This window comes from Micromonospora sp. A3M-1-15, from assembly GCF_024213425.1.
Classification (GTDB): domain Bacteria; phylum Actinomycetota; class Actinomycetes; order Mycobacteriales; family Micromonosporaceae; genus Micromonospora; species Micromonospora chersina.
On sequence record NZ_JANAVK010000002.1, the window covers coordinates 355668 to 382565 of the forward strand.

Annotated in this window: 29 protein-coding genes; 18 read left to right on the plus strand and 11 right to left on the minus strand. The window is 73.4% G+C overall.

From position 1 onward, the window contains the following. Nucleotides 1-240 precede the first annotated feature (240 nt). Nucleotides 241-1497, minus strand: a complete 1257-nt coding sequence (locus NLX85_RS11395) for an MFS transporter (protein ID WP_254334357.1) — start codon at nt 1495-1497, stop codon at nt 241-243. 103 nt (nt 1498-1600) lie between these two features. Beyond that, complete coding sequence (locus tag NLX85_RS11400; protein ID WP_254334359.1) at nt 1601-2926, minus strand: MFS transporter; 1326 nt, start codon at nt 2924-2926, stop codon at nt 1601-1603. Nucleotides 2927-3077: 151 nt separating this feature from the next. On the opposite strand from NLX85_RS11400, the gene NLX85_RS11405 reads away from it, so the two are divergent. After that, the gene (locus NLX85_RS11405; RefSeq protein ID WP_254334361.1) at nt 3078-3845 is read left to right on the plus strand and encodes a phosphoglyceromutase; all 768 of its coding nucleotides are present in this window, start codon (nt 3078-3080) and stop codon (nt 3843-3845) included. 51 nt (nt 3846-3896) lie between these two features. Here NLX85_RS11405 and phoU read toward each other — a convergent pair whose 3' ends face one another. Beyond that, a complete protein-coding gene (phoU, locus tag NLX85_RS11410) occupies nt 3897-4550 on the minus strand; it encodes a phosphate signaling complex protein PhoU (RefSeq protein ID WP_189198221.1) in 654 nt (217 codons plus the stop codon). A gap of 212 nt (nt 4551-4762) precedes the next feature. On the opposite strand from phoU, the gene NLX85_RS11415 reads away from it, so the two are divergent. From NLX85_RS11415 to NLX85_RS11425, 3 genes are all read left to right on the plus strand, one after another. Continuing rightward, complete coding sequence (locus NLX85_RS11415; protein ID WP_254334363.1) at nt 4763-6055, plus strand: cell wall metabolism sensor histidine kinase WalK; 1293 nt, start codon at nt 4763-4765, stop codon at nt 6053-6055. A gap of 23 nt (nt 6056-6078) precedes the next feature. After that, complete coding sequence (locus NLX85_RS11420; RefSeq protein WP_091317550.1) at nt 6079-6762, plus strand: response regulator transcription factor; 684 nt, start codon at nt 6079-6081, stop codon at nt 6760-6762. A gap of 552 nt (nt 6763-7314) precedes the next feature. Beyond that, nucleotides 7315-7860: a hypothetical protein gene (locus tag NLX85_RS11425; protein ID WP_254334364.1), complete on the plus strand. Its 546-nt coding sequence runs from the start codon at nt 7315-7317 to the stop codon at nt 7858-7860. 67 nt (nt 7861-7927) lie between these two features. Here the strand turns inward: NLX85_RS11425 and NLX85_RS11430 are convergent, their stop codons facing one another. Next, a complete protein-coding gene (locus tag NLX85_RS11430) occupies nt 7928-8581 on the minus strand; it encodes an NADPH-dependent F420 reductase (protein WP_254334366.1) in 654 nt (217 codons plus the stop codon). 145 nt (nt 8582-8726) lie between these two features. Here NLX85_RS11430 and NLX85_RS11435 point away from each other — a divergent pair, with 145 nt between their 5' ends. Further along, entirely contained in the window at nt 8727-9299 is a 573-nt protein-coding gene (locus tag NLX85_RS11435) for a TetR/AcrR family transcriptional regulator (protein ID WP_254334368.1), read from the plus strand. Between the two features lie 123 nt (nt 9300-9422). Here NLX85_RS11435 and NLX85_RS11440 read toward each other — a convergent pair whose 3' ends face one another. Together NLX85_RS11440 and NLX85_RS11445 are read right to left on the minus strand one after the other, a co-directional pair. Beyond that, nucleotides 9423-10097 (minus strand): response regulator, encoded by a 675-nt coding sequence (locus NLX85_RS11440; RefSeq protein ID WP_254334370.1) that lies wholly within the window; start codon nt 10095-10097, stop codon nt 9423-9425. After that, nucleotides 10094-11740, minus strand: coding sequence for an ATP-binding protein (locus NLX85_RS11445; protein WP_254334372.1), 1647 nt, complete (start codon nt 11738-11740; stop codon nt 10094-10096). The genes NLX85_RS11440 and NLX85_RS11445 overlap by 4 nt, the downstream gene beginning before the upstream one ends. Nucleotides 11741-11839: 99 nt before the next feature. On the opposite strand from NLX85_RS11445, the gene NLX85_RS11450 reads away from it, so the two are divergent. The 6 genes from NLX85_RS11450 (at nt 11840) to rraA (ending at nt 17116) form a co-directional block, all read left to right on the plus strand. Further along, on the plus strand, nt 11840-12847 hold the full coding sequence (locus NLX85_RS11450; RefSeq protein ID WP_254334374.1) for a tripartite tricarboxylate transporter substrate binding protein: 1008 nt from the start codon (nt 11840-11842) through the stop codon (nt 12845-12847). A gap of 5 nt (nt 12848-12852) precedes the next feature. Next, complete coding sequence (locus tag NLX85_RS11455) at nt 12853-13524, plus strand: tripartite tricarboxylate transporter TctB family protein (protein WP_254334376.1); 672 nt, start codon at nt 12853-12855, stop codon at nt 13522-13524. Beyond that, nucleotides 13525-15027 (plus strand): tripartite tricarboxylate transporter permease, encoded by a 1503-nt coding sequence (locus NLX85_RS11460; RefSeq protein ID WP_254334378.1) that lies wholly within the window; start codon nt 13525-13527, stop codon nt 15025-15027. It begins immediately after the preceding gene. After that, nucleotides 15024-15416: a universal stress protein gene (locus NLX85_RS11465; protein ID WP_091317572.1), complete on the plus strand. Its 393-nt coding sequence runs from the start codon at nt 15024-15026 to the stop codon at nt 15414-15416. Before NLX85_RS11460 ends, NLX85_RS11465 begins: the two co-directional genes overlap by 4 nt. Nucleotides 15417-15485: 69 nt before the next feature. Then, nucleotides 15486-16616 (plus strand): MFS transporter, encoded by a 1131-nt coding sequence (locus NLX85_RS11470; protein WP_254334379.1) that lies wholly within the window; start codon nt 15486-15488, stop codon nt 16614-16616. A gap of 17 nt (nt 16617-16633) precedes the next feature. After that, nucleotides 16634-17116, plus strand: coding sequence for a ribonuclease E activity regulator RraA (gene rraA, locus NLX85_RS11475; RefSeq protein WP_254334380.1), 483 nt, complete (start codon nt 16634-16636; stop codon nt 17114-17116). Between the two features lie 15 nt (nt 17117-17131). Here rraA and NLX85_RS11480 read toward each other — a convergent pair whose 3' ends face one another. Continuing rightward, nucleotides 17132-17941: a hypothetical protein gene (locus NLX85_RS11480; RefSeq protein WP_254334381.1), complete on the minus strand. Its 810-nt coding sequence runs from the start codon at nt 17939-17941 to the stop codon at nt 17132-17134. Nucleotides 17942-18016: 75 nt separating this feature from the next. On the opposite strand from NLX85_RS11480, the gene NLX85_RS11485 reads away from it, so the two are divergent. Next, nucleotides 18017-18961, plus strand: coding sequence for a Ppx/GppA phosphatase family protein (locus NLX85_RS11485; protein WP_254334382.1), 945 nt, complete (start codon nt 18017-18019; stop codon nt 18959-18961). Between the two features lie 76 nt (nt 18962-19037). Continuing rightward, complete coding sequence (locus NLX85_RS11490) at nt 19038-19844, plus strand: sugar phosphate isomerase/epimerase (protein WP_254334383.1); 807 nt, start codon at nt 19038-19040, stop codon at nt 19842-19844. Nucleotides 19845-19865: 21 nt separating this feature from the next. On the opposite strand, the gene NLX85_RS11495 is transcribed toward NLX85_RS11490, so the two are convergent. From NLX85_RS11495 to NLX85_RS11505, 3 genes are read right to left on the minus strand one after another with little or no spacing between them, the layout of a single operon-like run. Further along, complete coding sequence (locus tag NLX85_RS11495) at nt 19866-20441, minus strand: CGNR zinc finger domain-containing protein (RefSeq protein WP_091317585.1); 576 nt, start codon at nt 20439-20441, stop codon at nt 19866-19868. A gap of 19 nt (nt 20442-20460) precedes the next feature. Next, nucleotides 20461-21627, minus strand: a complete 1167-nt coding sequence (locus NLX85_RS11500) for a glutathionylspermidine synthase family protein (RefSeq protein WP_254334384.1) — start codon at nt 21625-21627, stop codon at nt 20461-20463. A gap of 1 nt (nt 21628) precedes the next feature. Further along, nucleotides 21629-21901, minus strand: a complete 273-nt coding sequence (locus tag NLX85_RS11505; RefSeq protein WP_254334386.1) for a hypothetical protein — start codon at nt 21899-21901, stop codon at nt 21629-21631. A gap of 118 nt (nt 21902-22019) precedes the next feature. On the opposite strand from NLX85_RS11505, the gene NLX85_RS11510 reads away from it, so the two are divergent. Further along, nucleotides 22020-22940, plus strand: a complete 921-nt coding sequence (locus NLX85_RS11510; protein ID WP_091317591.1) for a proline dehydrogenase family protein — start codon at nt 22020-22022, stop codon at nt 22938-22940. A 1-nt stretch (nt 22941) separates the two neighbouring features. Here NLX85_RS11510 and NLX85_RS11515 read toward each other — a convergent pair whose 3' ends face one another. Then, complete coding sequence (locus tag NLX85_RS11515) at nt 22942-23346, minus strand: VOC family protein (protein WP_254334393.1); 405 nt, start codon at nt 23344-23346, stop codon at nt 22942-22944. A gap of 77 nt (nt 23347-23423) precedes the next feature. Between NLX85_RS11515 and NLX85_RS11520 the strand changes: the two genes are divergently transcribed. The 4 genes from NLX85_RS11520 (at nt 23424) to NLX85_RS11535 (ending at nt 26886) form a co-directional block, all read left to right on the plus strand. Then, a complete protein-coding gene (locus tag NLX85_RS11520) occupies nt 23424-24218 on the plus strand; it encodes an alpha/beta fold hydrolase (RefSeq protein WP_254334394.1) in 795 nt (264 codons plus the stop codon). Continuing rightward, the gene (locus tag NLX85_RS33405) at nt 24211-24780 is read left to right on the plus strand and encodes a TetR-like C-terminal domain-containing protein (RefSeq protein ID WP_254334395.1); all 570 of its coding nucleotides are present in this window, start codon (nt 24211-24213) and stop codon (nt 24778-24780) included. Before NLX85_RS11520 ends, NLX85_RS33405 begins: the two co-directional genes overlap by 8 nt. Further along, nucleotides 24777-25112 carry a YrdB family protein gene (locus NLX85_RS11530; RefSeq protein WP_254334396.1) on the plus strand — a complete coding sequence of 112 codons (336 nt, stop codon included), beginning with the start codon at nt 24777-24779 and terminating at the stop codon, nt 25110-25112. Before NLX85_RS33405 ends, NLX85_RS11530 begins: the two co-directional genes overlap by 4 nt. Before the next feature lie 154 nt (nt 25113-25266). Next, entirely contained in the window at nt 25267-26886 is a 1620-nt protein-coding gene (locus NLX85_RS11535) for a hypothetical protein (RefSeq protein WP_254334397.1), read from the plus strand. Nucleotides 26887-26898 lie beyond the last annotated feature (12 nt).

The window sequence follows — 26898 nt, forward strand, 5'->3', positions numbered from 1 at the left end:
ATTGCACCGCGCCACGCTTGGAAACGTTCGGGGGAGCGGCGGATCGATCAGATCCGCGCAAGCGAGGCGCGAGGGATCGGGTGGATCACACCGTTGGGGGACGGTGCCACCCGTGGAACCGGCGGCGCGAGCGGGCGACGCTTACGGGGGTGAGGGTCGCCCGCCGCCGCCGGGTCGTACGGTGCGAGCGCCCATCACGACGGGGGTCGTGGTGGGCGCTCGACGCCGTTCCGGGGACGTTCAGCGCCCCGCCGTCACCGTCTCCGCCCGTTCCGCCGCCGCCCGCAGCGCGGCGACCCGCCGTTCCCGCGGTGGCCCGGCCAGCAGGTGACCGGCCGCCGCGACCAGGCCCAGGGCGCCCACCACGAGCCAGTGCCGTTCGCCGAGGTGCTGGAGGCTGAGCCCGCCCAGCGCCGGCGCCACGAAGGACGCCGCCGGGAAGGTCAGGTAGAACACCGACTGGTAGCGGGCGCGCAGCTCCGGCGGGGCGAGGTCCGCGTTGATCTGCGCGTTCGGTGGCGCGGCGAGCATCTGCCCGACCGTCCACACCACGGCGGCGCCCAGGTAGAGCGTCAGGCCGTCGGCGACGGTCAGCGCGCCGAAGCCGAGCGCCATGAGCCCGGTGGAGACCGCCAGCACGGTCGACTTCCGGTACGGCTCGATGAGCCGGGGCACGAAGAGCTGCCCGACCACGATGAGCGCGCCGCCGAGCGCCACCACCAGCCCGTACGCCGAGGGGCGCAGGCCGTCGGCCCGCATCGCCAGCGGCATGATCGTCGAGGTCTGCATGGTGAGCACGGCCAGCAGGAAGGTCAGCCCCACGAAGGCAAGGAAGGTGCGGTCGGTCAGTGCGGTGTGCAGCCCGGGCCGCCGGCCCGCCACCGCCCGTGGGGTGACCGCCGGGCGGTGGGTCAGGGTCTCCGGGACCTTCAGCGCGATGACCACGGCCGCCGCCAGCGTCGCCGCGGCGTCGACCAGGAACAGCGCGAGGAAGCTCGCCTCGGCGAGCACGCCGGCCAGCAGCGAGGCCACCGCCATGCCGAGGTTGAACGCCCAGAACTGCAGGTTGAACGCGCGGGAGCGGCGTGCCTCGGGCACCACGTCCACGATGGCGGCGACGAACGCCGGGCTGGGCATCGAGTGCACCATCCCGACCAGGGCGGCCAGCACGGCGATCACCGCCAGGTGCCGGCTGAACGCCAGCCCCACCATCAGCCCGGCCGCGCCCAGGTGGGCGGCGAGCAGGGTGGACCGGCGGCCCCACCGGTCGGCCAGCACCCCGCCGAGCAGCGTGCCGGCCGCGCCGCCGGCCCCGTACGCCCCGACCACCAGGCCGGCCAGCGACGCCGAGGCGCCCCGCGCGGCGGTGAGGTAGAGCGACAGGAAGAGCATGGCGAAGGCGCCGGCCCGGTTGATCAGCAGGCCGGACCAGAGGTACCAGAAGGTGGCGGGGAGCCCGCCGGCCGTGTCGTCCCACCAGCGCCGCAGGCCGCGCACCCGTCCTCCATGAAGGTTTGTTAACCGATCCGCCCTGCTGACCGTAGTGGGCCGCCCCGGCGTGCGCCTGGTGGCGCTGGTCACCACCGCCGGAAGGCGTACCTCAGGAGCCGGCGCGGACCGGCTCGGCGGGTGCGGTGGCCGCGGCCTCGGCCGCCTCCGGCACCGGGGTCCGGACCACGGTGACCGGCGTGACCGTGGTGCCCGCGGTGCGGAGCCGGGCCGCGCGCCGCTCCCGGGCCGGGCCGGAGACCAGGTGGGCCACCGCCATCACGGCGCCGACGACGGCGCAGGCGAGCCAGAGGGTCGTGTTGCCGGCGTGCTCCCGCACCAGGCCGCCGAGGACCGGCGCGGTCGCACCGGCGAGCTGCCAGGACAGCGAGAAGGCCCCCTGGTAGCGGCCGCGCAGCGCGGCGGGGGAGAGCTCGGCGATGAGGGTGGCGTTGGACGGCGAGTTGAGCATCTCGCCGACCGTCCAGATCAGCACGGTGAGGCCGTAGAGCCAGGCGGTGTCGGCGAACGCGGTCAGCCCGAAGCCGGCGCCCATCACGAGCGCGGCGAGCGCCAGCACGTGCGAGCGGCTCCGACCCTTGATCAGCTTGGGCACGAAGAGCTGGCCGACCACGATGAGCACCCCGTTGAGCGCGATCACCGAGCCGTAGGTCGCCGGGCTCAGCCCGGAGTCGCCCATGGCGATCGGCAGCATCGAGATGTGCTGGAGGAAGACCAGCGCGCCGAACAGGTTGAGCGCCACGAAGCCCAGGAAGACCCGGTCGGTGAGGATGGTCCGCAGGGCGCCCGCGGGGGCCGCCGCGCCCTTGCTCACCGGTCCGGCGTGCGCCGACCGGGTCTCCCCGACGCGGGTGAAGATGATCAGCGCGGTGACCAGCGTGGTCGCCGCGTCGACCAGGAAGAGCAGCAGGTAGCTGGACTGGGCGGCCACGCCGGCCAGCACGGCGGCGCAGGCGAAGCCCAGGTTGATCGCCCAGTAGTTCAGCGAGAAGGCGCGCAGCCGGTCCTTCTCCGGCACCACGTCGACCATCATGGCGCCGAACGCCGGGCGGGCCGCCTCGGCGAACGTGCCGAGCAGCAGCGCGCCCAGCGCCACCGCCCAGAGCGGCCGGGCCAGGCCGAGCGCGACCATCATGGTGGCGGCGCCGAGGTGCGCGGTGAGCAGGGTGGGCCGGCGTCCCCACCGGTCGGTGAGGGTGCCGCCGATCGTGGTGCCGACCGCGCCGCCGACGCCCCAGAGCCCGATGACCAGGCCGGCCTGCGAGGCCGAGAAGTCACGCTCCTGGGTGAGGTAGATGGCCAGGAAGACCAGGACGAACGAGCCGAGCCGGTTGATCAGGGTGCCGGTCCAGAGGTACCAGAAGGTCCTCGGTAGCCCGCCTGTGGTGTCCCGGAACCAGCCCTGCACCGTCCGCATCCCCGCGCCCCCGTATTGGTAATGACCGAGCTATCCTCAGCGCCTTACAACCTAGTCCCGCCCCGGAACGCCGGTCATCAGCTTTTCCACGTGGTGGTCGTCACGACCCGTCCCCGCGTGTCCGCCGGGCCGGTACGGCAGGATGATCCGCATGACTGCGAGCGAGGGGCCCACCGTCGGGACGCTGGTCCTGCTGCGGCACGGCGAGAGCGACTGGAACGCCAAGAACCTCTTCACCGGCTGGGTCGACGTCGACCTGACGGCCAAGGGCGAGACCGAGGCGCGGCGCGGCGGCGAGCTGCTCCGCGAGCACAACCTGCTGCCCGACGTGGTGCACACGAGCGTGATGCGCCGCGCGATCCGCACCGCCGAGCTGGCGCTGAACGCCGCCGACCGGCACTGGATCGCGGTGCGCCGGTCGTGGCGGCTCAACGAGCGCCACTACGGCGCCCTCCAGGGCAAGAACAAGAAGCAGACCCTGGACGAGTACGGCGAGGAGCAGTTCATGCTCTGGCGCCGGTCGTACGACACGCCGCCGCCGCCGATCGACGACGCGGACGAGTGGTCGCAGGTCGGCGACCCCCGGTACGCGCTGCTGCCGACCGAGCTGATGCCGCGCACGGAGTGCCTCAAGGACGTCGTCGAGCGGATGCTGCCCTACTGGTACGACTCGATCGTGCCGGATGTCCTGGCCGGCCGGACGGTGCTGGTGGCGGCGCACGGCAACTCGCTGCGCGCCCTGGTCAAGCACCTCGACCAGATCTCCGACGAGGCGATCGCCAAGCTGAACATCCCCACCGGCATCCCGCTCCGCTACGACCTGGACCCCGACCTGCGCCCGCAGGTCCTCGGGGGCACCTACCTCGACCCCGAGGCCGCCAAGGAGGCCGCCGCGGCGGTCGCCAACCAGGGCCGCTGACGCCGACGACGGATGGCCCCCGGGTGACCGGGGGCCTTCGTCGTGTCCGGGTCAGCTCGCCGAGGGCGCGGTCTCGCCGGTGATCAGGTAGACCACGTGCTCGCCGGCGTTCACCGCGTGGTCGGCGAAGCGCTCGTAGAAGCGGCCCAGCAGGGTCGCGTCGATGGCGGTCTCCACCCCGTACGGCCAGTCGTCGCCGAGCAGCACGCCGAAGAGGCTCTTGTGCAGGTCGTCCATGGTGTCGTCGTCGCGGTCCAGCTCGGCGGCCAGGTCGGCGTCGGGCTTCGCGAGCACCGAGGCGATCTTCTCGGCCATCCGGTCCGCGATGGCGGCCATGTCCGTGAAGACCGGGCGCAGCTCGGCCGGCACCGCCGGTGACGGGTGCCGGCGCAGCGCCGTCTTGGCGACGTGGTCGGCCAGGTCGCCCATCCGCTCCAGATCGGCGGCCACGTGCAGGGCGGTGATCATGGCGCGCAGGTCGGAGGCGACCGGCGCCTGCCGGGCCAGCAGGTCGCAGACCCGCTCCTCCACGTGCCGGTACAGCTCGTCGATCTCGGCGTCCCGCGCGATCACCGTCTCGGACGCGGCGCGGTCCGCGGTGAGCAGGCCCCGGGTGGCCTGCCGCATGGCCGCCCGCACCCCCTCGGCCATGTCCACCAGCAGCTGGCTGACAATCTGCAGGTCGGCCCGGAACTCGTCGCGCATCGTCACTTCCTGGGGTCGGTGGTCGCCGTCCCGACCGGAGGGGCCGAGGTACGGCGTGAGCAGGTGCGCGACCCACGGTAGGCCGGAGGAACCGGCGTCGAGATGAACGCGGGTTAACGACGCGGGGCCCGCGAGTGAACATTCCCGGAAGTGAGAGTGATTCGTCCCGTTCTGACCGGTCGCCGGGTTAACAATGACCCTACGATCGCCGGGTGGAATGGGCGGTGGCGGTCGTGGTGGCCGTGGCGCTGGCGACCGGGCTGGTCGCCGGCCTCCTGCTGTCCGGACCCGTTCAGCAGTGGCGGCGCCGGTCGGCGCCGCCGGGAGGCCAGACCTCCCGCCGCAGCACAGGGAGGCCCGCGATTCCCGACGACCAGCAGGGCGGGCTCTCCGGGCTCGGCCGCAAGACGGTCGACGCGCTGCGCGCCGGCGTGGTGGTGCTCGACCCGGACGACATGCCGGTGCTCGTGAACCCGGCCGCCCGGGCAATGGGCCTGCTCCGCACCGGTGCCACACCCGGCTCCATCGCCGCGCACCCGTTGATCCGTACCCTCGCGGGGCAGGTCCGGCGCACGGGCGTGCGCCGCGAGATCGAGCTGGACCTCCCGCGGGGCCGCGACAGCGCGGGGGACAACCCGCTCGGCGTGCACCTGCGCGCCATGGGGCTGGGCGCCGGCTACATCTCGATCGAGGCGGCCGACGTCACCGAGTCGCACCGGCTGGCCCGGGTACGGCGGGACTTCGTGGCAAACGTGAGCCACGAGCTGAAGACCCCGATCGGCGCCCTCCAACTCCTCGCCGAGGCGCTGGTCGACGCCACCGAACCGGCCGGCGACGGGCCGGCCGAACTCTCCGAGGACCTGGTCGCCGCCCGGCGGTTCGCCGAGCGGATCCAGCACGAGTCCACCCGGCTCGGCCGGCTGGTGCAGGAACTGCTGGAGCTCACCCGGCTCCAGGGCGCCGAGCCGCAGCCCGCCCCCGAGCCCGTCTCGCTGGACTGGGTGATCGCCGAGGTGGTCGACCGGACCCGCACCGCGGCCACCGCCCGGCACGTGGAGATCGTCGTCGACGGGCAGCGGGGGCTCACCGCGTACGGCAGCGACAGCCAGCTCGCCACCGCGGTCGCGAACCTCGTGGAGAATGCGATCAACTACTCGGCCGAGGACACCACCGTCCGGGTGACCGCACGGGCCACCGACGAGCACGTCGAGATCGCCGTCGCCGACCAGGGCATCGGCATCGCCCCGAACGAGGTCGACCGGATCTTCGAGCGGTTCTACCGGGCCGACCAGGCCCGCTCCCGGGCCACCGGGGGCACCGGCCTGGGCCTGGCCATCGTCAAACACATCGCCAGCAACCATGGCGGTCGGGTGGATGTGTCGAGCACTCTTGGTGGGGGGTCGACGTTCACCCTCCGGCTGCCCGCCCGCCCCCCGGACGACCTGGAGGCGACACTCTCCTCCGCTGAGATCGAGGCCGGCCCGGCCGAGCTCCGGCAGGTCTGACCGACAGGAAAGGAAACACCCCGTTGAGCCGCGTACTGGTGGTGGAGGACGAGGAATCGTTCTCCGACGCCCTGTCCTACATGCTCCGCAAGGAGGGTTTTGAGGTCTCCGTCGCCGCGACGGGCCCCTCCGCCCTCACCGAGTTCGACCGGACCGGCGCCGACATCGTGCTGCTCGACCTGATGTTGCCGGAGATGTCGGGCACCGAGGTCTGCCGGCAGCTCCGGCAGCGGTCCCACGTGCCGATCATCATGGTCACCGCCCGGGACAGTGAGATCGACAAGGTGGTCGGCCTGGAGATCGGCGCCGACGACTACGTCACGAAGCCGTACTCGCCGCGCGAGCTGGTCGCCCGGATCCGGGCGGTGCTGCGGCGGCAGAGCGCCGAGGCAGCCGAGTCGGGCGCGCCGACCCTGGCCGCCGGACCGGTCCGGATGGACATCGAACGGCACGTCGTGACCGTGGACGGCGCCGGCGTGCAGCTCCCGCTCAAGGAGTTCGAGCTGCTGGAGCTGCTGCTCCGCAACGCCGGCCGGGTGCTCACCCGCGGGCAGCTCATCGACCGGGTCTGGGGCGCCGACTACGTGGGCGACACGAAGACCCTGGACGTGCACGTGAAGCGGCTGCGCTCCAAGGTCGAGCCGGAGCCGTCCGCCCCGCGCTACATCGTCACGGTCCGCGGCCTGGGCTACAAGTTCGAGCCGTGACGGGTTCGCGCCGTCCGGCGGTGCGTCGGCCGCCGCTTGTCCGGGCTGCGGCGTTCGTCCGCCCGCGTCAAGCCCGATAACCCCAGGGGGTACGCGGACCGCCGACCCCACCGGGCTTCGCCCGGCTACCGGCGCCGAGCCCCTGGGCCCGGGACCGAATGTCCGCTTCGTGGCGGCCGCGACCCGCTGAGTGGAACGCCATGGTTGTCTCCGGCGCCCGGATACACCCATGCCGTTCCACCGACCGAGGTGAGCTGCGCCGGATGTCCGTTTCCGAGGTGGCAGGCGGCACCCTGGCGGCGGAATGGCCGGCGGGTGGGGGTCGTTGTATCCCCGTGAACGACCGAGGAGGACGGCCCGCCGACGCGGGTGTCCCGGGCCCGGAATGTTGGTGGGCCGCCGGTCGTTGTAGATAGTCCCGGCGCGACGAAGAGGCCCCGCCCCGCACGCCGGATGATCCCCCAAGACTTTCCCCTTGAGTGCCCTGACGGTGCTTGCGCACCGCCGACCCCCATCGGCGTGTGCGCCAACCCCCGAATGGAGCTTCCCCCCATGAACACGATGCTGCGTAAGAGCGTTCTCGGTATTGCTGGTCTGGCCTTCACCGGTGGCATCTTCGCCGGTCCGATCGCCGCCCACGCCGCTGAGCCGGTGCACAGCACGAAGCCGGTCGCGGTGAGCGTGCAGGGCGCCCAGTCGAAGATCGACCTGAACGACGAGCAGACCGCCAACGCCAAGGCGATCATCGCCGCCACGAAGAAGGCCGGCCTGCCGGAGCGGGCCGCGGTCATCTCGATCGCCACGTCGCTGCAGGAGTCGAAGCTGGAGAACCTGGGCCACCTCGGCGACAAGAACGATCACGACTCGCTGGGCCTGTTCCAGCAGCGCCCGTCCAGTGGTTGGGGCACGCCGGAGCAGATCACCGACCCCGAGTACTCCACCCTGGCGTTCCTGAAGGGTCTGAAGCAGGTCGACGGCTGGCAGGACATGCCGCTGACCGAGGCCGCCCAGACCGTGCAGGTCTCGGCCTACCCGGACGCGTACGCGCAGTGGGAGCAGCAGGCCGCCGACATCGTCGCCCACAACTGGAACAGCTGACATCACGACACGAAGGCCGGCACCCCGAACGGGTGCCGGCCTTCGGCGTCTCCGGATCCGGGTGGCGTCAGCGGACGACCTTGATGTTGAACAGGGCGGTGCCGAGCCCGCCGTAGAGGCGCAGCCAGAGCGGGAGCAGCATCTCGGTGCCCCGGGCGGTGGTGATGTCGCCCAGGTCGATCACGTCGGTGTGGCCGAAGCTGGTGAGCAGCTCGCTGACCACCTTCTTGGCCTCCGCGTCGTCGCCGGAGACGAAGACGCTGTGGTCCCCGTCGGCGAGCTGCCGGGGGTGGGTCATCAGGTCGGCGGTGAGGGTGTTGAGCGCCTTCACCACCCGGGTACGCGGGAATGCCCGCTGGATCCGCTCGCCCAACGAGTCGTCGTTGAGCACGGACAGGGTGGGCGGGAGGCCCTTGCTGAAGTCGAGCGGGTTGGCGATGTCGAGCAGGACCTTGCCGGCCAGGTTCTCCTCGCCCGCGGCGGTCAGCGCGGGGAGGGCGCCGTCGCCACTTGTCGCGTTCACCACCAGCTCGGCGTCGGCGGCGGCGTCGGCGTGATTGGCCAGGTCGACGTCGGAGTGGGCGGTGGCCCAGTCGGCCCAGTCGCCCGCCCGGGTGGTCGCCACGTCGCGGGTGCCCACGGTGACGTCGTGCCCCAGCTCGGCCGCGCGCGCGGCGATCGCCCGACCGACCATGCCGGTGCCCAGTACTGCGATGCGCATGTCGAGTCCGTCCTCCGGAGATGGCGCGACGCCGATGCGACGCGCTCGGCGCGACCGAGGCTAACAGACAGGTCTGTCTACCATGATGCCTGAAGGCAAGGAAACGTGGCGAGAGGGCAGACGTACCGGTCTGTAAACTGGGCTGATGGCCCGTACCCCCGCCGGCTCCGCTCGGGAGCGCATCCTGGACACCGCGTTCCGGCTCTTCTACGCGCACGGGCCGCGCGGCGTCGGGGTGGACACGGTGATCGCCGAGTCGGGCGTCGCCAAGGCCACCCTCTACAAGCACTTTCCGAGCAAGGACGATCTGGTGCTGGCGTACCTGGACAAGGTCGACCAGGCCTGGTTCGGCGCGCTGCGAGCCGCCGCCCGGGACGCCGGGGACGCGCCCCGGGAGCAGCTCGTCGGCATGTTCGACGCGCTCGGCGGGGCCTGCCGGCGGGAGGGCTACCACGGCTGCGCGTTCATCAACACCGCCGCCGAGTCACCGGCCGGCAGCCCGGTGCACGCCCGCACGGTCGAGCACAAGAACGTGGTCCGGGCCTGGGTGACCGACCTGGCCCGACGGGCCGGGGCGGCCGATCCCGAGCTGCTGGCCCGCCAGCTCACCCTGCTGCTCGACGGCGGCCTGGCCAGTGGCGTGCTGGACGCCGACCCGGCGGTCGCCGAGGCGGCCAAGCGCACCGCCAGCGCCCTGGTCGACGCCGCCACCGGCTGAACCCGCACCGCCACGCGCTGGTCGAGGCCGCCGCCGGCTGGGGTCCGCACCGCGCGGTCCGACGCCACCGCCGGCTGAGCCGGGTCCGCGCCGAAGACGCGGCCGGCGTCCGCCCATACCGGGTCAGGCCAGCCAGGTGTAGCGGCGCTCGGGGCGGCCGGCCGCGCCGTACTTGAGGGTCACCTCGGCCCGTCCGCTGCCGGCGTAGTGCTCCAGGTAGCGGCGGGCGCTGACCCGGGAGATGCCGACCCGGTCGGCGCACTCGCTGGCCGAGAGCGTCCCCTCGTGCTCGCGGAGGGCGCGCTCCACCAGCTCGGCCGTCTCCGGGCTGAGGCCCCGGGGCAGGGCCGCCGTGGCGGCCGGTGAGCCGCTGCGGGACAGCACCCGGTCCACGTCCGCCTGGTCGGCGACGACGGCCGCGCGCAGCGCGGTGCGGCGGGTGGCGTACTGCTCCAGCCGGGTGCGCAGCTCGTCGAAGCCGAAGGGCTTGAGCAGGTAGTTGACCGCGCCGTAGCGGACCGCCCGGCGGACCGCCTCGGCCTCCCGGGCGGCGCTGATCACGAGCACGTCGCAGTCGTGCCGGGCGGCCCGGATCCGGGTCACCACGTCGAGGCCGAACATGTCGGGCAGGTAGAGGTCGAGCAGGACGAGGTCCGGGCGGAGCCGGTCGACAGCGGCCACCGCCTCCTCGCCGGTGCTGGCGGTGCCGACCACCCGGAAGCCGTCGATCCGCTCGACGAAACCGCGGTGGATCCGGGCCACCATGAAGTCGTCGTCGACGACGAGTACGTCGATCATCGTGCCTCCTGCCACACGTTCGCGGGCACCGACATCCGCGCGGTGAACATCGCGCCCTCGTCGGTGTTGGTCACCGCGACCTCGCCGCCCCGGCGGTGGCAGACCAGCCGGGTCAGCGCCAGGCCGATGCCGCGCTCGCCGCCCTCGGCCGCCTTGGTGGTGAAGCCGTGGGTGAACACCTCCTGCGCCAGCTCCGGCGCCACCCCGGGGCCGGAGTCGCGGACCACGATCTCCACCGAGGCGGCGTCCTGGCGCAGCTCCGCCTCGACCCAGGCGGGCCGGTCGGACGTGTGGCCGGCCACCGCCTCGACCGCGTTGTCCAGCAGGTTGCCGAGCACGGTGGCCACGTCGGCGGACAGCTCGGGAGGCAGCCGGTCGAGTCCGGTCCGTTCCGAGACCCGCAGCTCCACCCGCCGTTCGGCGGCGACCGCCGACTTGGCCATGAGCAGCGCAGCCACGGCCGTGTCGTGGATCCGGCTGGTCACCGTGAGGTCCAGCGAGGCGCGGTGGCGGCTCAGCGCGTCGACGTACCGGACCACCTCGTCGTGCTCGCCGATCTGGATCAGCCCGGAGATGGTGTGCAACTGGTTGGCGAACTCGTGGGTCTGCGCCCGGAGCAGCTCGGTGGTGCTGCGGAACCCGCCGATCTCCTGCTCCAGGCGGGCCAGCTCGGTCCGGTCCCGCAGCGTGGTGACGGAGCCGAGCCGGCGGCCGTCCTTGCGGACCGTCATCCGGTTCATCACCAGCACCCGGCCGCCCCGGACCACCACCTGGTCCCGGGCCTCGGGTCCGCTGCCCGCGCCGGCCAGCACGTCCCGCAGCCGGCCGTTGATCCGCAGCTCGGCGAGGCTGCGGCCGAGGCAGTGTTCGGGCAGGTCGAGCAGCCGCCGGCCGACGGCGTTGACCAGGGTGATCCGGTGCTGCGGGTCCAACGCGATCACCCCTTCGGCGATGCCGTGCAGCAGCGCCTCCCGGTGCTCGGCCAGCCCGGCGATCTCGCGGGGCTCCAGGCCGAGGGTCTGCCGCTTGATCCGTCGGGCCAGCAGCCACGATCCCACCACCCCGAGGGCGCACGCGATGCCCAGGTAGGTGAGCAGGTACGACGACGCGCCGACCAGCCGTTCCGACCAGGTCGGCGACTTCTCCCCGACCACCACCACGCCGAGGTACCGGCCGAGGTTCTTCTTCGTCTTCGGGTCGTCGCCGAGCACCGGCACCTGGGCCGTCAGCTCGCGCGACCCGTCGACGTCCAGCTCGCCGAACCAGCTCCGGCCCTGCGCCACGTCCGGGTCGCCGAGCCGGACCCGGCTGCCCACGAGCGTTGCGTTCGTCGAGGCGACCACCCGGCCCCGGGCGTTCGCGACGGTCACCGAGGTGACGCCGTACTGGTTCTGGATGTTCTGCACCAGCGGGGCGATCGCCTCGCCGGGTGCGGGCTGGTCGAGCTGGTCGCGGAGCAGGGGGCTGCCGCCGAGCCGTTCGCCCAGGGTGGCGACGCGGCGCCCCTCGACGCGGTTGAAGGTCGCCGCGGACTGCGCCAGCGAGACGGCGGCCACCGCCACCAGCACGAGGACGATGATCGCGAGCTGGAGGACCAGCAGCTGCCCGGCGAGCGTACGGCGCCGGGACGTGACCGCGACCACAAAGACCTCAACTTCCGCTGGTGACACAACGCAGACAAGCTGCCCGCGTGGAGGCCACCATCTTGCCGCTGGACTCATTCGAAACGGAAGAGAAACAAGATGGCAACTAGGAGAAACGTGCTGGTCATGGGGGTCGCCGCCGCCACGGCGCTGGCCCTGGCTGCCTGTGGCGCCACCGCCGACAAGAACGAGGGCGGCTCCGGCAACGACGGCAAACCGGTCAGCGGACTGCGGATCATGGTCCCGAACACCCCCGGTGGCGGATACGACACCACGGCCCGGACCGCCGCGAAGGTGATGGAGGACGCCAAGATCGCCACCGGCGTGCAGGTGTTCAACCTGCCCGGCGCGGGCGGCACGGTCGGCCTCCAGCGGACCGTGAACGAGAAGGGCAACGGCAAGCTGGCCATGCAGATGGGCCTCGGCGTGGTCGGTGCCTCGTACACCTCCAAGTCGGCGGCGACGCTGACCCAGACCACCCCGCTGGCCAAGATGATCGAGGAGGCCGGCGCCATCGTGGTGCCGAAGAACTCCCCGTACAAGACCATCAACGACCTGGTCGCGGCGTGGAAGGCCAACCCGAAGGGCCTCGCGGTCGGCGGCGGCTCCTCGCCCGGCGGCCCGGACCACCTGCTGCCCATGCAGCTCGCGAAGACCGTCGGCATCGACCCCAAGCAGGTCAACTTCGTCTCGTACGACGGCGGCGGCGAGCTGCTTCCCGCCGTGCTCGGCGGCAAGGTGGCCTTCGGCGCCAGCGGCTTCGGCGAGTTCCTCGACCAGGTCGAGGCCGGCCAGATCCGGGTCCTCGCGGTGACCAGCGAGGCCCCGATCGAGGCGCTCAAGGACGTGCCGACCCTGAAGTCCGCCGGCATCGACCTGGTCTTCACCAACTGGCGGGGCATCGTGGCGCCGCCCGGCATCAGCGACGCCGACAAGAAGGTCTGGATCGACGTGCTGACGAAGATGCACGACTCCGAGGAGTGGAAGGCCGAGCTGAAGAAGCGCGGCTGGACCGACGCGTTCGTCACTGGTGACGAGTTCGGCACCTTCCTGACCGAGCAGGACAAGGCAGTCGCCGACGTGCTCAAGCAGCTCGGGTTGGCATGAGCGGCATGACGACGCGACCGGACCGGGGCGGCGACCCGCAGCCCCGGCCCCCGGCCGTACCCGCCATCCCGGCGCAGCCGGGCCCGGAGGCCGCCGCAGCCGGACCGCCCCCGGCCGCGTCGACGGCGCCGGCAGCGGAGGAGCCGGCAGCCGCCGACCCGGCGGTGGAGGCCGTAACGGAGCCGGCCCGGCGGCCCGACCGGGCGCAGTACGGCGTGGTGGCGTTTCTCGCCCTGGTCGGCGGGTTCGTCATCTTCGACGCGACGACCCGGATCGGGAGCGCGATCAACACGGCCGACCCGATCGGCCCGAAGCCGGTGCCGATCCTGCTCGGCGTGCTGCTGCTCGTCATCGCGGTGATCTACGCGGTGGACGTGGCCCGCGGCGGCGCCGGCGAGCCGGAGGCCGGCGAGGACGTCGACCTCAGCCTTCCGATCGACTGGCGCACCGTGCTGCTGCTGGTCGGCGCGTTCCTGGTCAACGCCGTGCTCATCGACCGGCTCGGCTGGGTGATCAGCGGGACGATCCTCTTCTGGGGTTCGGCCTACGCGCTCGGCAACCGCCACTACGTGCGCAACCTGCTGATCGCCGTCGCGCTGTCGTTGATCACGTTCTACACCTTCGCCATCGGACTCGGTGTCGACCTGCCCGCCGGCGTGCTGCAAGGGATCCTGTAGATGGACAACTTCGCCAATCTGCTCGACGGGTTCGCCAACGTGCTGACCCCGATGAACCTGCTGTTCGCGCTGATCGGGGTCACCATCGGCACCGCCGTGGGCGTGCTGCCCGGCATCGGCCCGGCCATGACCGTGGCGCTGCTCCTGCCGGTCACCTACGGAATGGAGCCGGCCCAGGCCTTCATCATGTTCGCCGGCATCTTCTACGGCGGCATGTACGGCGGTTCGACCACCTCGATCCTGCTGAACACTCCCGGCGAGTCGTCGTCGGTGGTGACCGCCATCGAGGGCAACAAGATGGCGAAGGCGGGCCGGGCCGCCCAGGCGCTGGCCACCGCCGCGATCGGCTCGTTCGTCGCCGGCACCATCGCCACCGTGCTGCTGGTGGTGGTCACGCCGCCGGTGGTGCAGTTCGCGATCAGCCTCGGCGCACCCGACTACTTCGCGTTGATGCTGCTGGCGTTCGTGTCCGTCACCGCGGTGCTCGGCGCGTCGCGGGTACGCGGCTTCGCCTCGCTGCTGCTCGGCCTGGTGATCGGTGTGATCGGCATCGACCAGTCCGGCCAGCAGCGGCTCACCTTCGGGCTTCCGCAGCTCGCCGACGGCATCGACGTGGTCGTGGTGGCGGTCGGCATCTTCGCCGTGGGCGAGGCGCTCTGGATCGCCGCGCACCTGCGCCGGAAGTCCGGCGAGGTGATCCCGGTCGGCCAGCCGTGGCTCGGGAAGCAGGACTGGAAGCGGTCCTGGAAGCCGTGGCTGCGCGGCACGGCGTTAGGGTTCCCGTTCGGCGCGGTGCCGGCGGGCGGGGCGGAGATCCCCACCTTCCTGTCGTACGTCACCGAGAAGAAGCTGACGAAGCACCCGGAGGAGTTCGGCCGGGGTGCGATCGAGGGCGTCGCCGGGCCGGAGGCAGCGAACAACGCCTCGGCCGCCGGCACGCTGGTGCCGATGCTGGCGATCGGCCTGCCGACCAACGCGACCGCCGCCGTGATGCTTGCCGCTTTCGAGGGGTACGGCATCCAGCCCGGCCCGCTGCTCTTCACGCGGGAGTCCAGCCTGGTCTGGACGCTGATCGCGAGCCTCTTCGTGGGCAACCTGCTGCTGCTGGTGCTCAACCTGCCGCTCGCGCCGGCCTGGGCGCGGCTGCTGCGGATCCCGCGCCCCTACCTCTACGCCGGGATCCTCTTCTTCGCCTCGATGGGCGCGTACGCGGTCAACGCGCAGCCGTTCGACCTGTACCTGCTGCTCGCCCTCGGTCTGCTCGGCTTCGGCATGCGCCGCTTCGGGCTGCCGATCCTGCCGCTGATCGTCGGCGTCATCCTCGGCCCCCGTGCCGAGTTGCAGGGCCGGCGCGCGTTGCAGCTCTCCGGCGGTGAGCTGCACGGCCTGATCGGCGGCTGGGTGTCCTGGCTGATCTACGCCACGATCGCCGTGGTGCTCCTCTGGCCGCTGATCGGCCGGTTCGTGGTGCGTCCGCTGCGCGGAAGGGTGGTGACGGCATGACGGTGCTGGTGGGGTACGTCCCCTCGCCGCTGGGCGAGGCGGCCCTGCGGGCCGCGATCGAGCAGGCCCGGTTCCGCGACGAGCCGGTGCTGGTGGTGAACACCTCGCGCGGCGACGCGTACGTCGACCCGCGGCTGGCCCAGGAGCCGGACCTGGACCGGGTGGTCCGCGAGCTGGTCGCCGCCGGGGTGCCGCACGACGTCCGGCAGCTCATGCGGGGGCGGGACGCGGCGGAGGAGATCGCCGAGATCGCCGAGACGGAGGACGTGTCGCTGGTCGTGATCGGCATCCGGCACCGCACCCCGGTCGGCAAGCTGATCATGGGCTCGACCGCGCAGGAGATCCTGCTCCGGGTGCCCTGCCCGGTGCTCGCCGTGAAGGCCGACTGAGTGCCGCCCGGGGGCTCCGCCGTCCCCGGGTGCGCCCAGACGGGCCTCCTGCTCACGCACACCGTCGCGGTGCAGGCGGTCACGTTCATGCTCCGGCCGGCGTCGGCGTACCGGGCGCTGGAGCTGGACGTGCCGGGTGCCTGGCTCGGCGTGCTCGGGGCCAGCTTCGCCGTCGTACCCCTGGTGCTGGCCGTGCCCTCCGGGCACGCCGTGGACCGGCTCGGCGAGCGCCGCGTCGCGCTCGCCGGGTCGGCCCTGCTGGTCGCCGCCGGCCTCGGGTTCGTGCTGCTCGCCGGCTCGGTGGTCGGCCTGGTCCTGGCCAGCATGGCGCTCGGCACCGCGCACCTCTGCGCGGTGGTCGCCCAGCAGGCGCTGGTCGCCAACCGCACCCCGGCCCACCGGTACGACGCCGCGTTCGGCTACTACACCTTCGCCGCCTCGCTGGGCCAGGCGCTCGGCCCCGGCCTCATCGTGCTCTTCGGCGGGGATCGCACGATCCCCGACACCCGGGCGATCTTCGTCGGCGCCACGGTGGTGGCGCTGCCGCTGCTGGTCGTCGCGCTGTTCCTGCGCCCGTCCGGACACCACCGGCAGGCCGCCGACGGTTCCGCCGCCGGTGGGCTGCGCGACCTGCTCCGCCAGCCCGGCCTGGTCCGCGCCCTCACGGTGAGCTGCGTCGTCCTGGCGGCGGTCGACATCACCCTGGTCTACCTGCCCGCGCTCGGCGCGGAGCGCGGCATCGCCGCCGGTTCGATCGGCATCCTGCTCGGGGCCCGGGCGGTCGCCTCGATGGCGTCCCGGCTGCTGCTCGGCCGGCTCGTGGCGGCCCTGGGCCGGCGGGTCGTGCTGGTCGGCACCGTGGCGCTCTCCGCCGTCGGGCTGGCCCTGCTGCTGCCACCGCTGCCGTTCGCGGTCCTGCTGGTGGTGGTCGCGGTGGCCGGGCTCGGGCTGGGCGCGGGCCAGCCGCTGACCATGTCGTTCCTGGCCGAGGTGGCGCCGCCCGGGCTGCGCGGCCGGGCGATGTCGCTGCGGCTCACCGGCAACCGGCTCGGTCAGGTGCTCATCCCCAGCGCCGCCGGGGCGCTCGCGGCCGGCACCGGCGCGGCCGGCGTCCTCGGCTGCACCGCGGCCGGCCTGGCCGGCGCGGCAGTCGCCGCCACCCGCCTGCACCGCTCACCGCCTCCGACTCCGAATTCCTGAGTGAGAGAAGGACGACCATGGAGAACCCCACCACCGCCGACCTCTACGACCGGCACGGTGACGCCCTCGGCTCGTGCGACACCCAGCTGCGTCAGTTCGGCGGCGTCCGGGCCTTCGCCGGCCCGGCCGTCACGGTGCGCTGTTTCCAGGACAACGCCCTGGTCAAGTCGATCGTGGCCGAACCGGGGGAGGGTCGGGTGCTGGTGGTGGACGGGGGCGGCTCGCTGCACACCGCCCTCATGGGTGACCTCATCGCCGGCACGGCGGCGGAGAACGGCTGGGCCGGCGTGGTGATCAACGGTGCGGTCCGCGACGTCGTGGCCCTCGGCGCCCTGCCGATCGGCATCAAGGCGCTCGGCACGAACCCGCGCAAGAGCGCGAAGACCGGCGCCGGCGAGCGGGACGTGCCGGTGTCGTTCGGCAACTGCGTCTTCACCCCCGGCGCCGAGGTGCACAGCGACGACGACGGCGTCGTCGTGCTGCCCGGCCCAGTCAGATGATCTGCGGGGCGGGCCCTAAGCCTCGGTGGCCGGGTGCGGGGCGACCTGGCCCTGGCGGAGGCGGGCCGCGCAGAGTTCGGCCAGCTTCGCGTACGCGGGGGCGCCGATCAGCGCGGTCAGCTCCGGGCCGTAGGAGATGTACATCGGCTCGGCGCCGACGTGCGCGTCGGTGGAGGAGGTGCACCACCAGTCCAGGTCGTGACCGCCCGCGCCCCAGCCGCGCCGGTCGAACTCGGTGAGCGTGGAGATCAGCACCTTGGTGTTGTCCGGCCGCTTGTGCCAGTCCTGGTCCCGGCGGATCGGCAGCTGCCAGCAGACGTCCGGCTTGTATTCCAGCGGGTGCACCCCGTCGCGCAGCGCCTGGGCGTGCAGCGCGCAGCCGCCCCCGCCGGGGAAGTCGGCGTCGTTGAGGAAGACGCAGGGCGCGTCGACGGCGCGGGTGGCCGTCCGCCGGGCGGGGTTCTTCCCGTCGATCGTGTCGTTCTCGGTCCAGTTCTTGAAGCCCCGGCGGAAGTGCTGCCAGTTCTCCGGGGTGAGCCGCTTGACCGCCGCCCGGACCCGCTTCTCGTCGTCGCCGTCCGTGAAGAACGCGCCGTGTGAGCAGCAGCCGTCCGCGGCGCGGCCCGCGATGATGCCGTGGCAGCCCCGGCCGAAGATGCACGTCCAGCGGGAGAGCAGCCAGGTCAGGTCGGCCCGCACCAGGTGCTTCGCGTCGGCCGGGTCGACGAACTCGATCCACTCCCGCGGGAAGTCCAACCCGACCTCGCGGCTGCGCGGGTCGTCGGGGTCGTCCACCAGCACGTGAAGCTCGATCTGCCCTGTCACCCGGCCCAGCGTACGCGGGGTGACCGCGCCCGGCCGGCGAGCCGACGAAACGGTGTTGGCCCTAGGGTCGTCACCATGCGACTGGGTGTCCTCGACGTCGGCTCCAACACGGTGCACCTCCTGGTGGTCGACGCCCACCACGGCGCCCACCCGTGGCCGGCGCACTCCGAGAAGGTGGTGCTCCGGCTGGCCGAGCAGATCGGCCCGGACGGCGCGCTGACCGACGCGGGCGCCGACGGGCTGGTCAAGGCCGTCGGCATGGCCCGCGCCGCGGCGGACGGTCTGGAGGCCGACGACCTGCTGGCCTTCGCCACCAGCGCGGTCCGCGACGCCACCAACGCCGGCGAGGTGCTGGCCCGGGTCCGGGACGAGTCCGGCGTACGCCTGGAGGTGCTCTCCGGGGCGGACGAGGCGCGGATGACCTTCCTGGCGGTGCGGCGGTGGTTCGGGTGGTCCGCCGGTCGGCTGCTCGTGATGGACATCGGGGGCGGCTCGCTGGAGCTGGCCGCCGGCATCGACGAGGGTCCGGACGTGGCGGTCTCGCTGCCGCTGGGCGCGGGGCGGCTGAGCCGGGACCGGCTCAAGGTCGACCCGGCCGGCGCCGTGCCGCCGTCGGCCGAGGTGGTCGAGGAGCTGCGGGAGTACGTCGACGCCCAGCTCGACCCGGTCGTGGAGCAGCTCACCGCGGTGGGCTGGGAGCGTCCGGTGGCCACCTCGAAGACGTTCCGGATGCTGGCCCGGCTGGCCGGCGCGGCGCCCTCCGGGGCCGGGTTGTGGGCCCGCCGCAGCCTGACCCGCACCGGGCTGCGCCAGGTGCTGGGCTTCATCCGGCACATCCCGCCGGCCCAGCTGCCGGAGCTGGAGGGGGTCAGCGCGCAGCGGGCCCACCAGCTCCTCGCCGGGGCGGTGGTGGCCGAGGCGGTGCTGCGCCGGCTCGACGTGGACTGCCTGGACATCTGCCCCTGGGCGCTGCGCGAGGGGGTCATCCTGCGCCGCCTCGATCAACTCGCGCCGATGTGATCCCGGTCGGCCGTTCTACGTGCTTTGCGCAGGCTCGTCCTGATGCGCGGTGGCGGGTACGGCTACCCTGAGGGGTGTGACTTCCCGCGTTCCGGTGCTCCTGTCCACGTCCTCGGTCTTCCCTGAGCGGACCGCGGCGGCGTTCCAGCTGGCCTCGACGCTCGGTTACGACGGCATCGAGGTGATGGTCTGGACCGACCCGGTCAGCCAGGACCCGGGCGCGCTGCGGGGCCTGTCCGAGCACTACGGCGTCCCGGTCCTGTCGGTGCACGCGCCTTGCCTGCTGGTCACCCAGCGGGTGTGGAGCCCCGACCCGTGGGAGCGGCTGCGCAAGGCCGCGGAGCTGGCCGAGGTCCTGGAGGCGCCCACCGTCGTGGTGCACCCGCCGTTCACCTGGCAGCGCGACTACGCCCGCAACTTCGCCGACGGGCTCGACCGGATCGCCGGCCGGTTCGGCGGGCTGCGCTTCGCCGTGGAGAACATGTACCCGGTGCGGATGGCCGGCCGGCAGTTCGTCCCGTACGTCCCGGGCTGGGACCCGACCGACACCGGCTACGCCGCGTACACGTTGGACCTGTCGCACTGCGCGGCGTCACACACCGACGCCCTGGCCATGGCCGACCGGATGGGGTCCGGCCTGGCCCACGTCCACCTGGGCGACGGCACGGGTGAGGGGCGCGACGAGCACCTGGTGCCGGGGCGGGGCGGCCAGCCCTGCGCCGAGCTGCTCCGCTCGCTGGCCGGCCGGGGCTTCACCGGCTCGGTGGCGGTCGAGGTGACCACCCGGGGCGCGAAGAGCCGCGCGGTCCGCGAGGCGGACCTGCGCGAGTCACTCGCGTTCGCCCGGGCCAACCTGACCGCCCCCTCCCCGGTCGACGCCTGAGCCTCGGCCGGGAGGGACGGGTCAGCTGACCGGGGTGAGCGGTTCCGGCTGGGCCGGCACGGTCACCTGCTCGCCGACGGCGGCCCGCTTGCGGGCCCGGTGCGCGGCCACGTGCGAGCGGGTGGCGCAGCGCTCCGAGCAGAACCGCCGGCAGCAGTTCGACGAGGTGTCCAGGTAGACGTTGCCGCAGCGCTCGTCGGCACAGACGCCGAACCGGGCGCTGCCGTACTCGCAGAGCCAGACCGACAGCCCCCAGACCGCGCCGGCCAGGTACTCGGAGCTGACCGAGGCGCCCCGGCTGGTCACGTGCATGTGCCAGTCGGAGGAGTCGTGGCCGGAGATGCGCGGCTGCACCGGGAACGCCTCCAGCAGCGCGTTCAGCTCCGTCACCGCCTCGGCGTCGCGGCCCGAGGTGCCGTAGTCGAAGATGTCGCGCAGGCGCTTCTGCGCCCGCCGGAAGATCGTCAGGTCCCGTTCGGCGACCTCGTCGCGCATCCACGCGTTGTCGTCCGGGAAGAGGGCCCGCAGGTCGTCGAGGTCGTCCAGGCGGGCGTTGACGAGATCAACACCGGTCCGGGCGTACGCGTCGAAGTTCACGACACCAACGGTAGACGACTCACGGGGCACGCGGCGCGTCGATGTAGTGGGGCAGGAACCGCGCGTAACCGTCCGTGATGAGGCTCTCGCTCTCCCGGACGCCGACGCCGGCCGACTCGCCGTCCACGATCCAGCTGCCCAGCACCATCCGACTGCCCGCGAACTCCGGCAACGCGCGGAACTCCTGGTAGCAGAAACCCTCGTCGCCGTAGATCCCCGGGTTGGTGATCTCGGTGTCGCCGGTCACGATGCGTACCGAGCCGCCCTCCCGGCCGAGCAGCGGCTTGGCCACGTACTCGGCCATCCCGCGCGGCGAGTCCAGGTAGGCGGGCAGCAGGTAGTCGTGCCCCGGGTAGAGCTCCCACAGCACCGCCAGCAGCGCCTTGTTCGACAGCAGCAGCTTCCAGGCCGGCTCGATCCAGGTGGTCGGGGTGCCCGGCTCCAGCGCCGGCGGCCCGTACGGCTCGGCCAGCATCCACTCCCAGGGATAGAGCTTGAAGCAGGTGGTGATCGGCCGGTCGGCGGCGTCGACGAAGCGCCGCCCGTCCCAGCCGACCTGCTGGATCGGCATGAGCGTGACGTCCAGGCCCGCCTGCCGGGCGGTCTCGGCCAGGTAGCCGGCGGTGATCTGGTCCTCGCCCGACTCCTCCTCGGCCGACCACACCACGTGCACCCGCGGGTCGTGCAGGCCGGCGCCGATCTTGGCCCAGGCGCCCACCAGGCGCTCGTGCAGGCTGTTCCACTGGTCCGCGTCCGGCCGGGTGTGCTCCAGCCAGTACCACTGCACGATGCTCGCCTCGACCAGCGCCGTCGGGGTGTCGGCGTTGTACTCCAGCAGCTTCGGCGGCCAGCTTCCGTCGTACCAGAGGTCGAAGCGGCCGTAGAGGGTCGGCGGGGCCTCCCGCAGCGACCGGGCGACCGCCTCGGCGGCCCAGTCCGGGATGCCGAACTCGGCGTACCGGTTGCGGGCCACCACGTGCTCGGCGGCGGCCACCGACATCCGGTGCAGCTCCTCGGTCGCCTCCTCCAGCCGGAGCACCTCGTCCAGCTCGAAGGCGTACGCGGCGGTCTCGTCCCAGTACGACATGATCTCGCCGTCGGGCAGCTCGGTGTCGACGTACACCAGGCCCTGGGCCCGGATGGTGGCGTCCCAGTCGGGGCGCGGGGTGCTGGTCTCGCGCCGCACCTCAGCCGCCGCAGGAGGCGAGGTGGGTGCCGAAGCCGCCGCGCTCGGGCAGCGCCGCGGCGACCGGCGCCCGGGTGTCCCGGGCGGCGGCCGGCGCGGGGACCCGCAGGGCCACGGCGACCGTGTCGCCGCCCCCGCCGGCCGGGCCGAGCGCGCAGTCGTCATCGTCGTCGTCGTAGCCGTTGTTGCAGCCGGAGAGCGCGAGCGCGAGGGCGGTCAGGGCGCCGAGCTGCACGGTGGCCGACCGGAGCCGGCGTCGGGGGCGTCGTTCCACGTGATCGTTGTAGCGGATCCCCGCCAGCCGGGCGGCCCCGCGGTCCCCGTCGGAACGCTGCGTGACGTTGCCCGCCGCCCCCCGGCGCGGGCCCACCGCCGGGCGTTACGCTCGGCTCATGCTCCGTTCCGTCATCCTCGCCGCCTCCCGGTCATCCCAGGTCGAGCGGCTCGTCGCGACGGCCCCGTTCACCCGGGACGTCGTCCGCCGGTTCGTCGCCGGCGCCGGCACCGACGACGCGCTGCGCGCGACCCGCGCACTCGTCGCCGACGGCCAAGCGGTCACCCTCGACAACCTCGGCGAGGACACCGTCACCCCGGAGCAGGCGAACGCCACCCGGGACGAATACCTCAAGCTGCTGCGACTGCTGGGCGCCGCCGGCCTCACCCCGGCCGCCGAGGTCAGCGTCAAGCTCTCCGCGCTCGGGCAGATGTTCGACGAGCAGCTCGCGTACGACAACGCGCGGGCGATCTGCGCGGCGGCCGACGCGGTGGGCACCACGGTCACCCTGGACATGGAGGACCACACCACCACCGACTCGACCCTGGACATCCTCGCCAAGCTGCGCAAGGACTACCCGTCGACCGGTGCGGTGCTCCAGGCGTACCTGCGGCGGACCGAGTCGGACTGCCGCGAGCTGTCCGGCGCCGGTTCCCGGGTGCGGCTCTGCAAGGGCGCGTACAAGGAGCCCGAGTCGGTGGCGTACCAGTCCGCCCGCGAGGTCGACAAGTCCTACGTGCGCTGCATGAACGTGCTCATGTCCGGTGACGGCTACCCGATGCTGGCCACCCACGACCCGCGCCTGATCGCCATCGGCGAGGACCGGGCCCGCTGGTTCGACCGCGGGCCGGAGCGGTTCGAGTTCCAGATGCTGTTCGGCATCCGCCCCGAGGAGCAGAAGCGCCTCGTCGGCGACGGCTACACGGTGCGCACCTACGTCCCCTACGGCGACCAGTGGTACGGCTACCTGATGCGCCGGCTGGCCGAGCGCCCCGCCAACATGATGTTCTTCGGCCGCGCCCTGATGTCGAAGAAGTGAGTCAGTCGTTCGACCAGGTCCGGGTGCAGAGCACCAGCCGGTAGCCGTCCGGATCGGCGAACGTCACCCCCCAGCGGTTCCAGTACGGGCCGGCGGAGACCCTGGTCCCGCCGGCCCGTTCCAGTCGGCCGGCCAGTTCGTCGTCGACCGGCCCGTCGAGGTAGAGCACGAACAGGTCCTCCTCGGTGGGGCGCGGCGCGACGGCCGGCTGGGCGCCGCCGACCAGTTCCAGGTGCCAGCCCGCGCCCGGCCAGCCGAGCATCACGAGGTCGTGCTCGCCGGGCCCGTCGGCGGTGCTCCGGTAGAGCACGTCCAGGCCGAGGCCGTCGGCCCAGAACCGTTCGGCGGCGGCCAGGTCGCGACTCGGGCGGGCCAGGCGTACGTGGGTGTCTGCGGTGAGCGGCATGGGCGGGATCCTCCGACCTCCACCCGAGTTGAGGTCAACCCTTGACGGGTAAAGCTAATGGTATTAGCTTTACGGCTATGACAGTTAGCCAGGTGGCGCGGGACGGCGGAACCATCGCGTACGAGGTGCACGGGGAGGGGCCGCTCGTGGTCCTCGCGCACGGCATGGGGGAGAACCGGGCGGCCTTCCGCCACCTGGTGCCCCGGCTGGTCGCGGCCGGCTACCGGGTCGCCTCGGTGGACGTGCGCGGGCACGGCGACTCCAGCCCGCGCTGGCCCGGCTACGCCCCGGCCGAGGTCGGCGGCGACCTGCTCGCCGTGGTCCGGGCGCTCGGCGGCGGCCCGGCCACCCTGGTCGGCAGCTCGTCCAGCGCCGCCGCCGTGGTCTTCGCCGCCGCCGACGCCCCCGCGCTGGTCAACGGCATCGTGCAGGTCAGCCCGTTCGTCGCCCAACCCAAGCCCAACCCGGTGCTGCGGGCGGCCCAGGCGGTCGTGCTGCGCAGCCCGCGGCTGTTCGGCATGTTCCACCGCACCCTGTTCCCCTGCGGGCGGCCCGCCGACGACGCCGCCTACCGCAAGGAGATGGTCGCCGAGTTGCGCGGCCGGATGGCCGCGGTGCGCGGAGTGGTCGCGCCGGTCGACCCGCACTGGAGCGAGCGGGCCCGGGAGGTGCGGCAGCCGGTGCTGGTGCTGATGGGCACGAAAGACCCCGACTTCCCCGACCCGGGCGCCGAGGCGCGGGCCGCCCGCCGGCTCTTCGCCACCGCCGAGGCCCGCATGATCGCCGACTCCGGCCACTACCCGCACGCCGACCAGCCCGACGCCACCGCCGCCGACCTGGTCGAGTTCCTGGCGGTGACCTCCGGTGCCTAGGGCCGGCCTCACCCCGCAGACCGTGGTCCGCGAGGCGGCGGTGCTCGCCGACGAGGTCGGCCACGACCGGCTCACCCTGGCCGCGCTCGCGGCCCGGCTCGGTGTGGCGCTGCCCAGCCTCTACAAGCACGTCAGGGGCGTCGACGCGCTGCACCAGAAGCTGGCCGTGCTCGCCACCGCCGAGGTCGCCACCGAGCTGACCACCGCCGCCGCGGGCCGGGCCGGCGGCGACGCGCTGCGCGCCACCGCCACCGCCTTCCGGGAGTACGCCCGCCGGCACCCCGGCCGCTACCCGGCCACCCAGCGGGCGCCGGACCCCGACGACCCCGAGCACCTGGCCGCCGCCGAGCGGGCCGTCGGCGCGATCTACGCGATCCTGCGCGGGTACGACCTCGACGGCGACGCCGCGGTCGACGCCACCAGGATGTTCCGGGCCGCGGTGCACGGGTTCATCACCCTCGAGGCGGCCGGCGGGTTCGGGCTGCCCCGGGACATCGACCGTTCGTTCGACGAGATGGTGGCCGCGCTGGACACCGCGTACCGCAACTGGAGGTCCCGGTGAAGGCCGCCCTGCTCACGCTCATCTTCCTGCTGGAGCTGGCACTGCTCGCGGCCGCCGGCTGGTGGGGATTCACCCTCGACGCCGGCTGGCCGGTACGGCTGCTCGCCGGCCTCGGCGCCCCGCTGGCGATCGCCGTGGTCTGGGGGTTCTTCTGCTCGCCCCGCGCCACCGTGGCGCTGCCGGCGCCGGCCAAGCTGGGCGTGCAGGCCGCCTGCTTCCTCACCGGCGGCCTGCTGCTCGCCCTGGCCGGCCGGCCGGTGCCCGGCGCGCTGCTGGTGGCCCTCTGGGCGCTGGACAAGACCCTCCTAACCCTGTCCGGCGAGAAGATCTGACCAGCACCAGCCGATCCTGGATCTTGGACGATTGCGGCCCTTGTGGGGGCCGTTTCCTACCAAGATCTCGGCCGGGTGGCGACCGTGGATCGGGGTTGGCGCGACGCGCGGGGGGACTCTTTCCGGATCGCCCGATTGGTCGTACCCTTCGCCGGTGACCGACGGTGACGAGCGGCCCGCCGGAGCGGCGGCGAGCGGCGACGAGCGGCCGGCCACCGTGCCGCGGGACGGCGACGGTGCGGCCGGCCACCCGTCCGTCACCGGCACCGACGACCCCGGCCAGGCAGCCGCGTCGAACGGCGCCACGGCAGCCAAGGACGACGACGCAGCCCGCGACCCCGGTCCGGCCGACGACGAGGGTCCCGCCGGGCACGAGGGTCCCGCCAGAGGCGGCGGGCCGGCCGTTCAGGGCGCGCCTGCCGCTGCGGAGGACTCCGCTTCGGATCCCGGGCCGCAGTCGCACCCGGCCGGTCACCCGGGCACCACTCCCGGCGTACACCCGCTCGTCGCCGGTGGTGAGCCCCCGGCGCGGCGGCGGTGGCGGCTCTGGGCCGTGCTGGGGCTGGTGCTCGTGCTTGTGGCGTGCGGGGTTCCCGGCGTACTCCTGCTCGGGCTGGTGCGGGACGCGGCCGGACGGCCGGCGGCGGGCCGGGACGACCGCGGCACGGCGGCCGAGCGGCAGCTTGGCGCCCGGATGGCGGCTCAGCTCGACCGGCAGGCCGCCGCGCTGCTCAACGGTGACCGGGCTGGCTTCCTCGCCGTCGCGGAGCCCGCCGCCCGACCCGCGCTCACCCGGCGGTACGCCGCGCTGCGCGCGCTCCGGGTCACCGCGTGGCGGCCGGTGGCGGACGGGGTGCCGGCGGCGGTCGACCGGCGGCCGGGGGAGTGGCGGCTGACGGTGACCGTCGGCTACTGCTTCGTGGTGCCGGGCTGCACGCCGAGCAGCGTCGAGTTGGGCACCCGGTGGCGGGTGACGGGGGACGACGAGCCCCGGCTGACCGCTGTCGAGGAGTCCCGCGCGGCGCCGGCCGGCGCGCGGCCCTGGGAGGTCAGCGACCTGGCCGTGGCGGTCGGGAAGCGGGCCGTCGTCGCGACCACGCCGGCGCTGCGGGCCAAGCTGCCCGGCCTGCTCGCCCAGGCCGAGGCCGCCGCCACGGTCGCCGACCTGTACGCGGTGGACGGCTTTCCGCCGGACCGCTACCTGGTCTACTACGCGGGCCGCACCGAGTGGCAGCGCTGGTACGGCGGCGGCCGGCCGAAGTGGACCGCCGGCTACGCGGTCGGTGTCGGCGGCGGGCACCACGACGTCGTGCTGAACGCGCAGAGCCTGACCCCGAGCGGCGTCGACGACCTGCTCCGGCACGAGCTGACCCACGCCGCGTCGCTGCCCGACGGGGGGTACGCGGACCGGTCGAGCTGGTGGCTGGTGGAGGGGTTGGCCGAGTACGCGGGCGCCGACGGCCAGCCGGTGGACCGCTACGAGGGCCTGGCCGAGGCGCGCAAGCTGGTCCGGGGCGGCTGGAACGGCCGGCTCGACGCGCTGGCCCCGGCCGACGACGCCTCCGACGACCGGGTGGGCGGCGCCTACGGCATCGGTTACCTGGCCGTGCGCCACCTGGTCGACCGGTTCGGGGAGCAGCGGGTGCTGGACTTCTTCCGGGCCGTGGTGCACGAGCGCCGGTCGATGTCCGAGGCCGCCGGCGAGGTGTTCGGCGAGCCCTGGCCGGGGCTGCACGACGACTGCGTGGCCTACCTGCGCGCGGCCGCCGGCTGAGGCGTCGACGCT

Bases quoted from the DNA above. Each gene is read 5' to 3' on its own strand.
- NLX85_RS11455 (WP_254334376.1), top strand. From the start codon at position 12,853: ATGACGACGCGACCGGACCGGGGCGGCGACCCGCAGCCCCGGCCCCCG.
- NLX85_RS11405 (WP_254334361.1), top strand. From the start codon at position 3,078: ATGACTGCGAGCGAGGGGCCCACCGTCGGGACGCTGGTCCTGCTGCGG.
- phoU (WP_189198221.1), bottom strand. From the start codon at position 4,550: ATGCGCGACGAGTTCCGGGCCGACCTGCAGATTGTCAGCCAGCTGCTG.
- NLX85_RS11465 (WP_091317572.1), top strand. From the start codon at position 15,024: ATGACGGTGCTGGTGGGGTACGTCCCCTCGCCGCTGGGCGAGGCGGCC.
- NLX85_RS11460 (WP_254334378.1), top strand. From the start codon at position 13,525: ATGGACAACTTCGCCAATCTGCTCGACGGGTTCGCCAACGTGCTGACC.
- NLX85_RS11520 (WP_254334394.1), top strand. From the start codon at position 23,424: ATGACAGTTAGCCAGGTGGCGCGGGACGGCGGAACCATCGCGTACGAG.
- NLX85_RS11430 (WP_254334366.1), bottom strand. From the start codon at position 8,581: ATGCGCATCGCAGTACTGGGCACCGGCATGGTCGGTCGGGCGATCGCC.
- NLX85_RS11440 (WP_254334370.1), bottom strand. From the start codon at position 10,097: ATGATCGACGTACTCGTCGTCGACGACGACTTCATGGTGGCCCGGATC.
- NLX85_RS11435 (WP_254334368.1), top strand. From the start codon at position 8,727: ATGGCCCGTACCCCCGCCGGCTCCGCTCGGGAGCGCATCCTGGACACC.
- rraA (WP_254334380.1), top strand. From the start codon at position 16,634: ATGGAGAACCCCACCACCGCCGACCTCTACGACCGGCACGGTGACGCC.
- NLX85_RS11425 (WP_254334364.1), top strand. From the start codon at position 7,315: ATGAACACGATGCTGCGTAAGAGCGTTCTCGGTATTGCTGGTCTGGCC.
- NLX85_RS11450 (WP_254334374.1), top strand. From the start codon at position 11,840: ATGGCAACTAGGAGAAACGTGCTGGTCATGGGGGTCGCCGCCGCCACG.
- NLX85_RS11510 (WP_091317591.1), top strand. From the start codon at position 22,020: ATGCTCCGTTCCGTCATCCTCGCCGCCTCCCGGTCATCCCAGGTCGAG.
- NLX85_RS11400 (WP_254334359.1), bottom strand. From the start codon at position 2,926: ATGCGGACGGTGCAGGGCTGGTTCCGGGACACCACAGGCGGGCTACCG.
- NLX85_RS11485 (WP_254334382.1), top strand. From the start codon at position 18,017: ATGCGACTGGGTGTCCTCGACGTCGGCTCCAACACGGTGCACCTCCTG.
- NLX85_RS11515 (WP_254334393.1), bottom strand. From the start codon at position 23,346: ATGCCGCTCACCGCAGACACCCACGTACGCCTGGCCCGCCCGAGTCGC.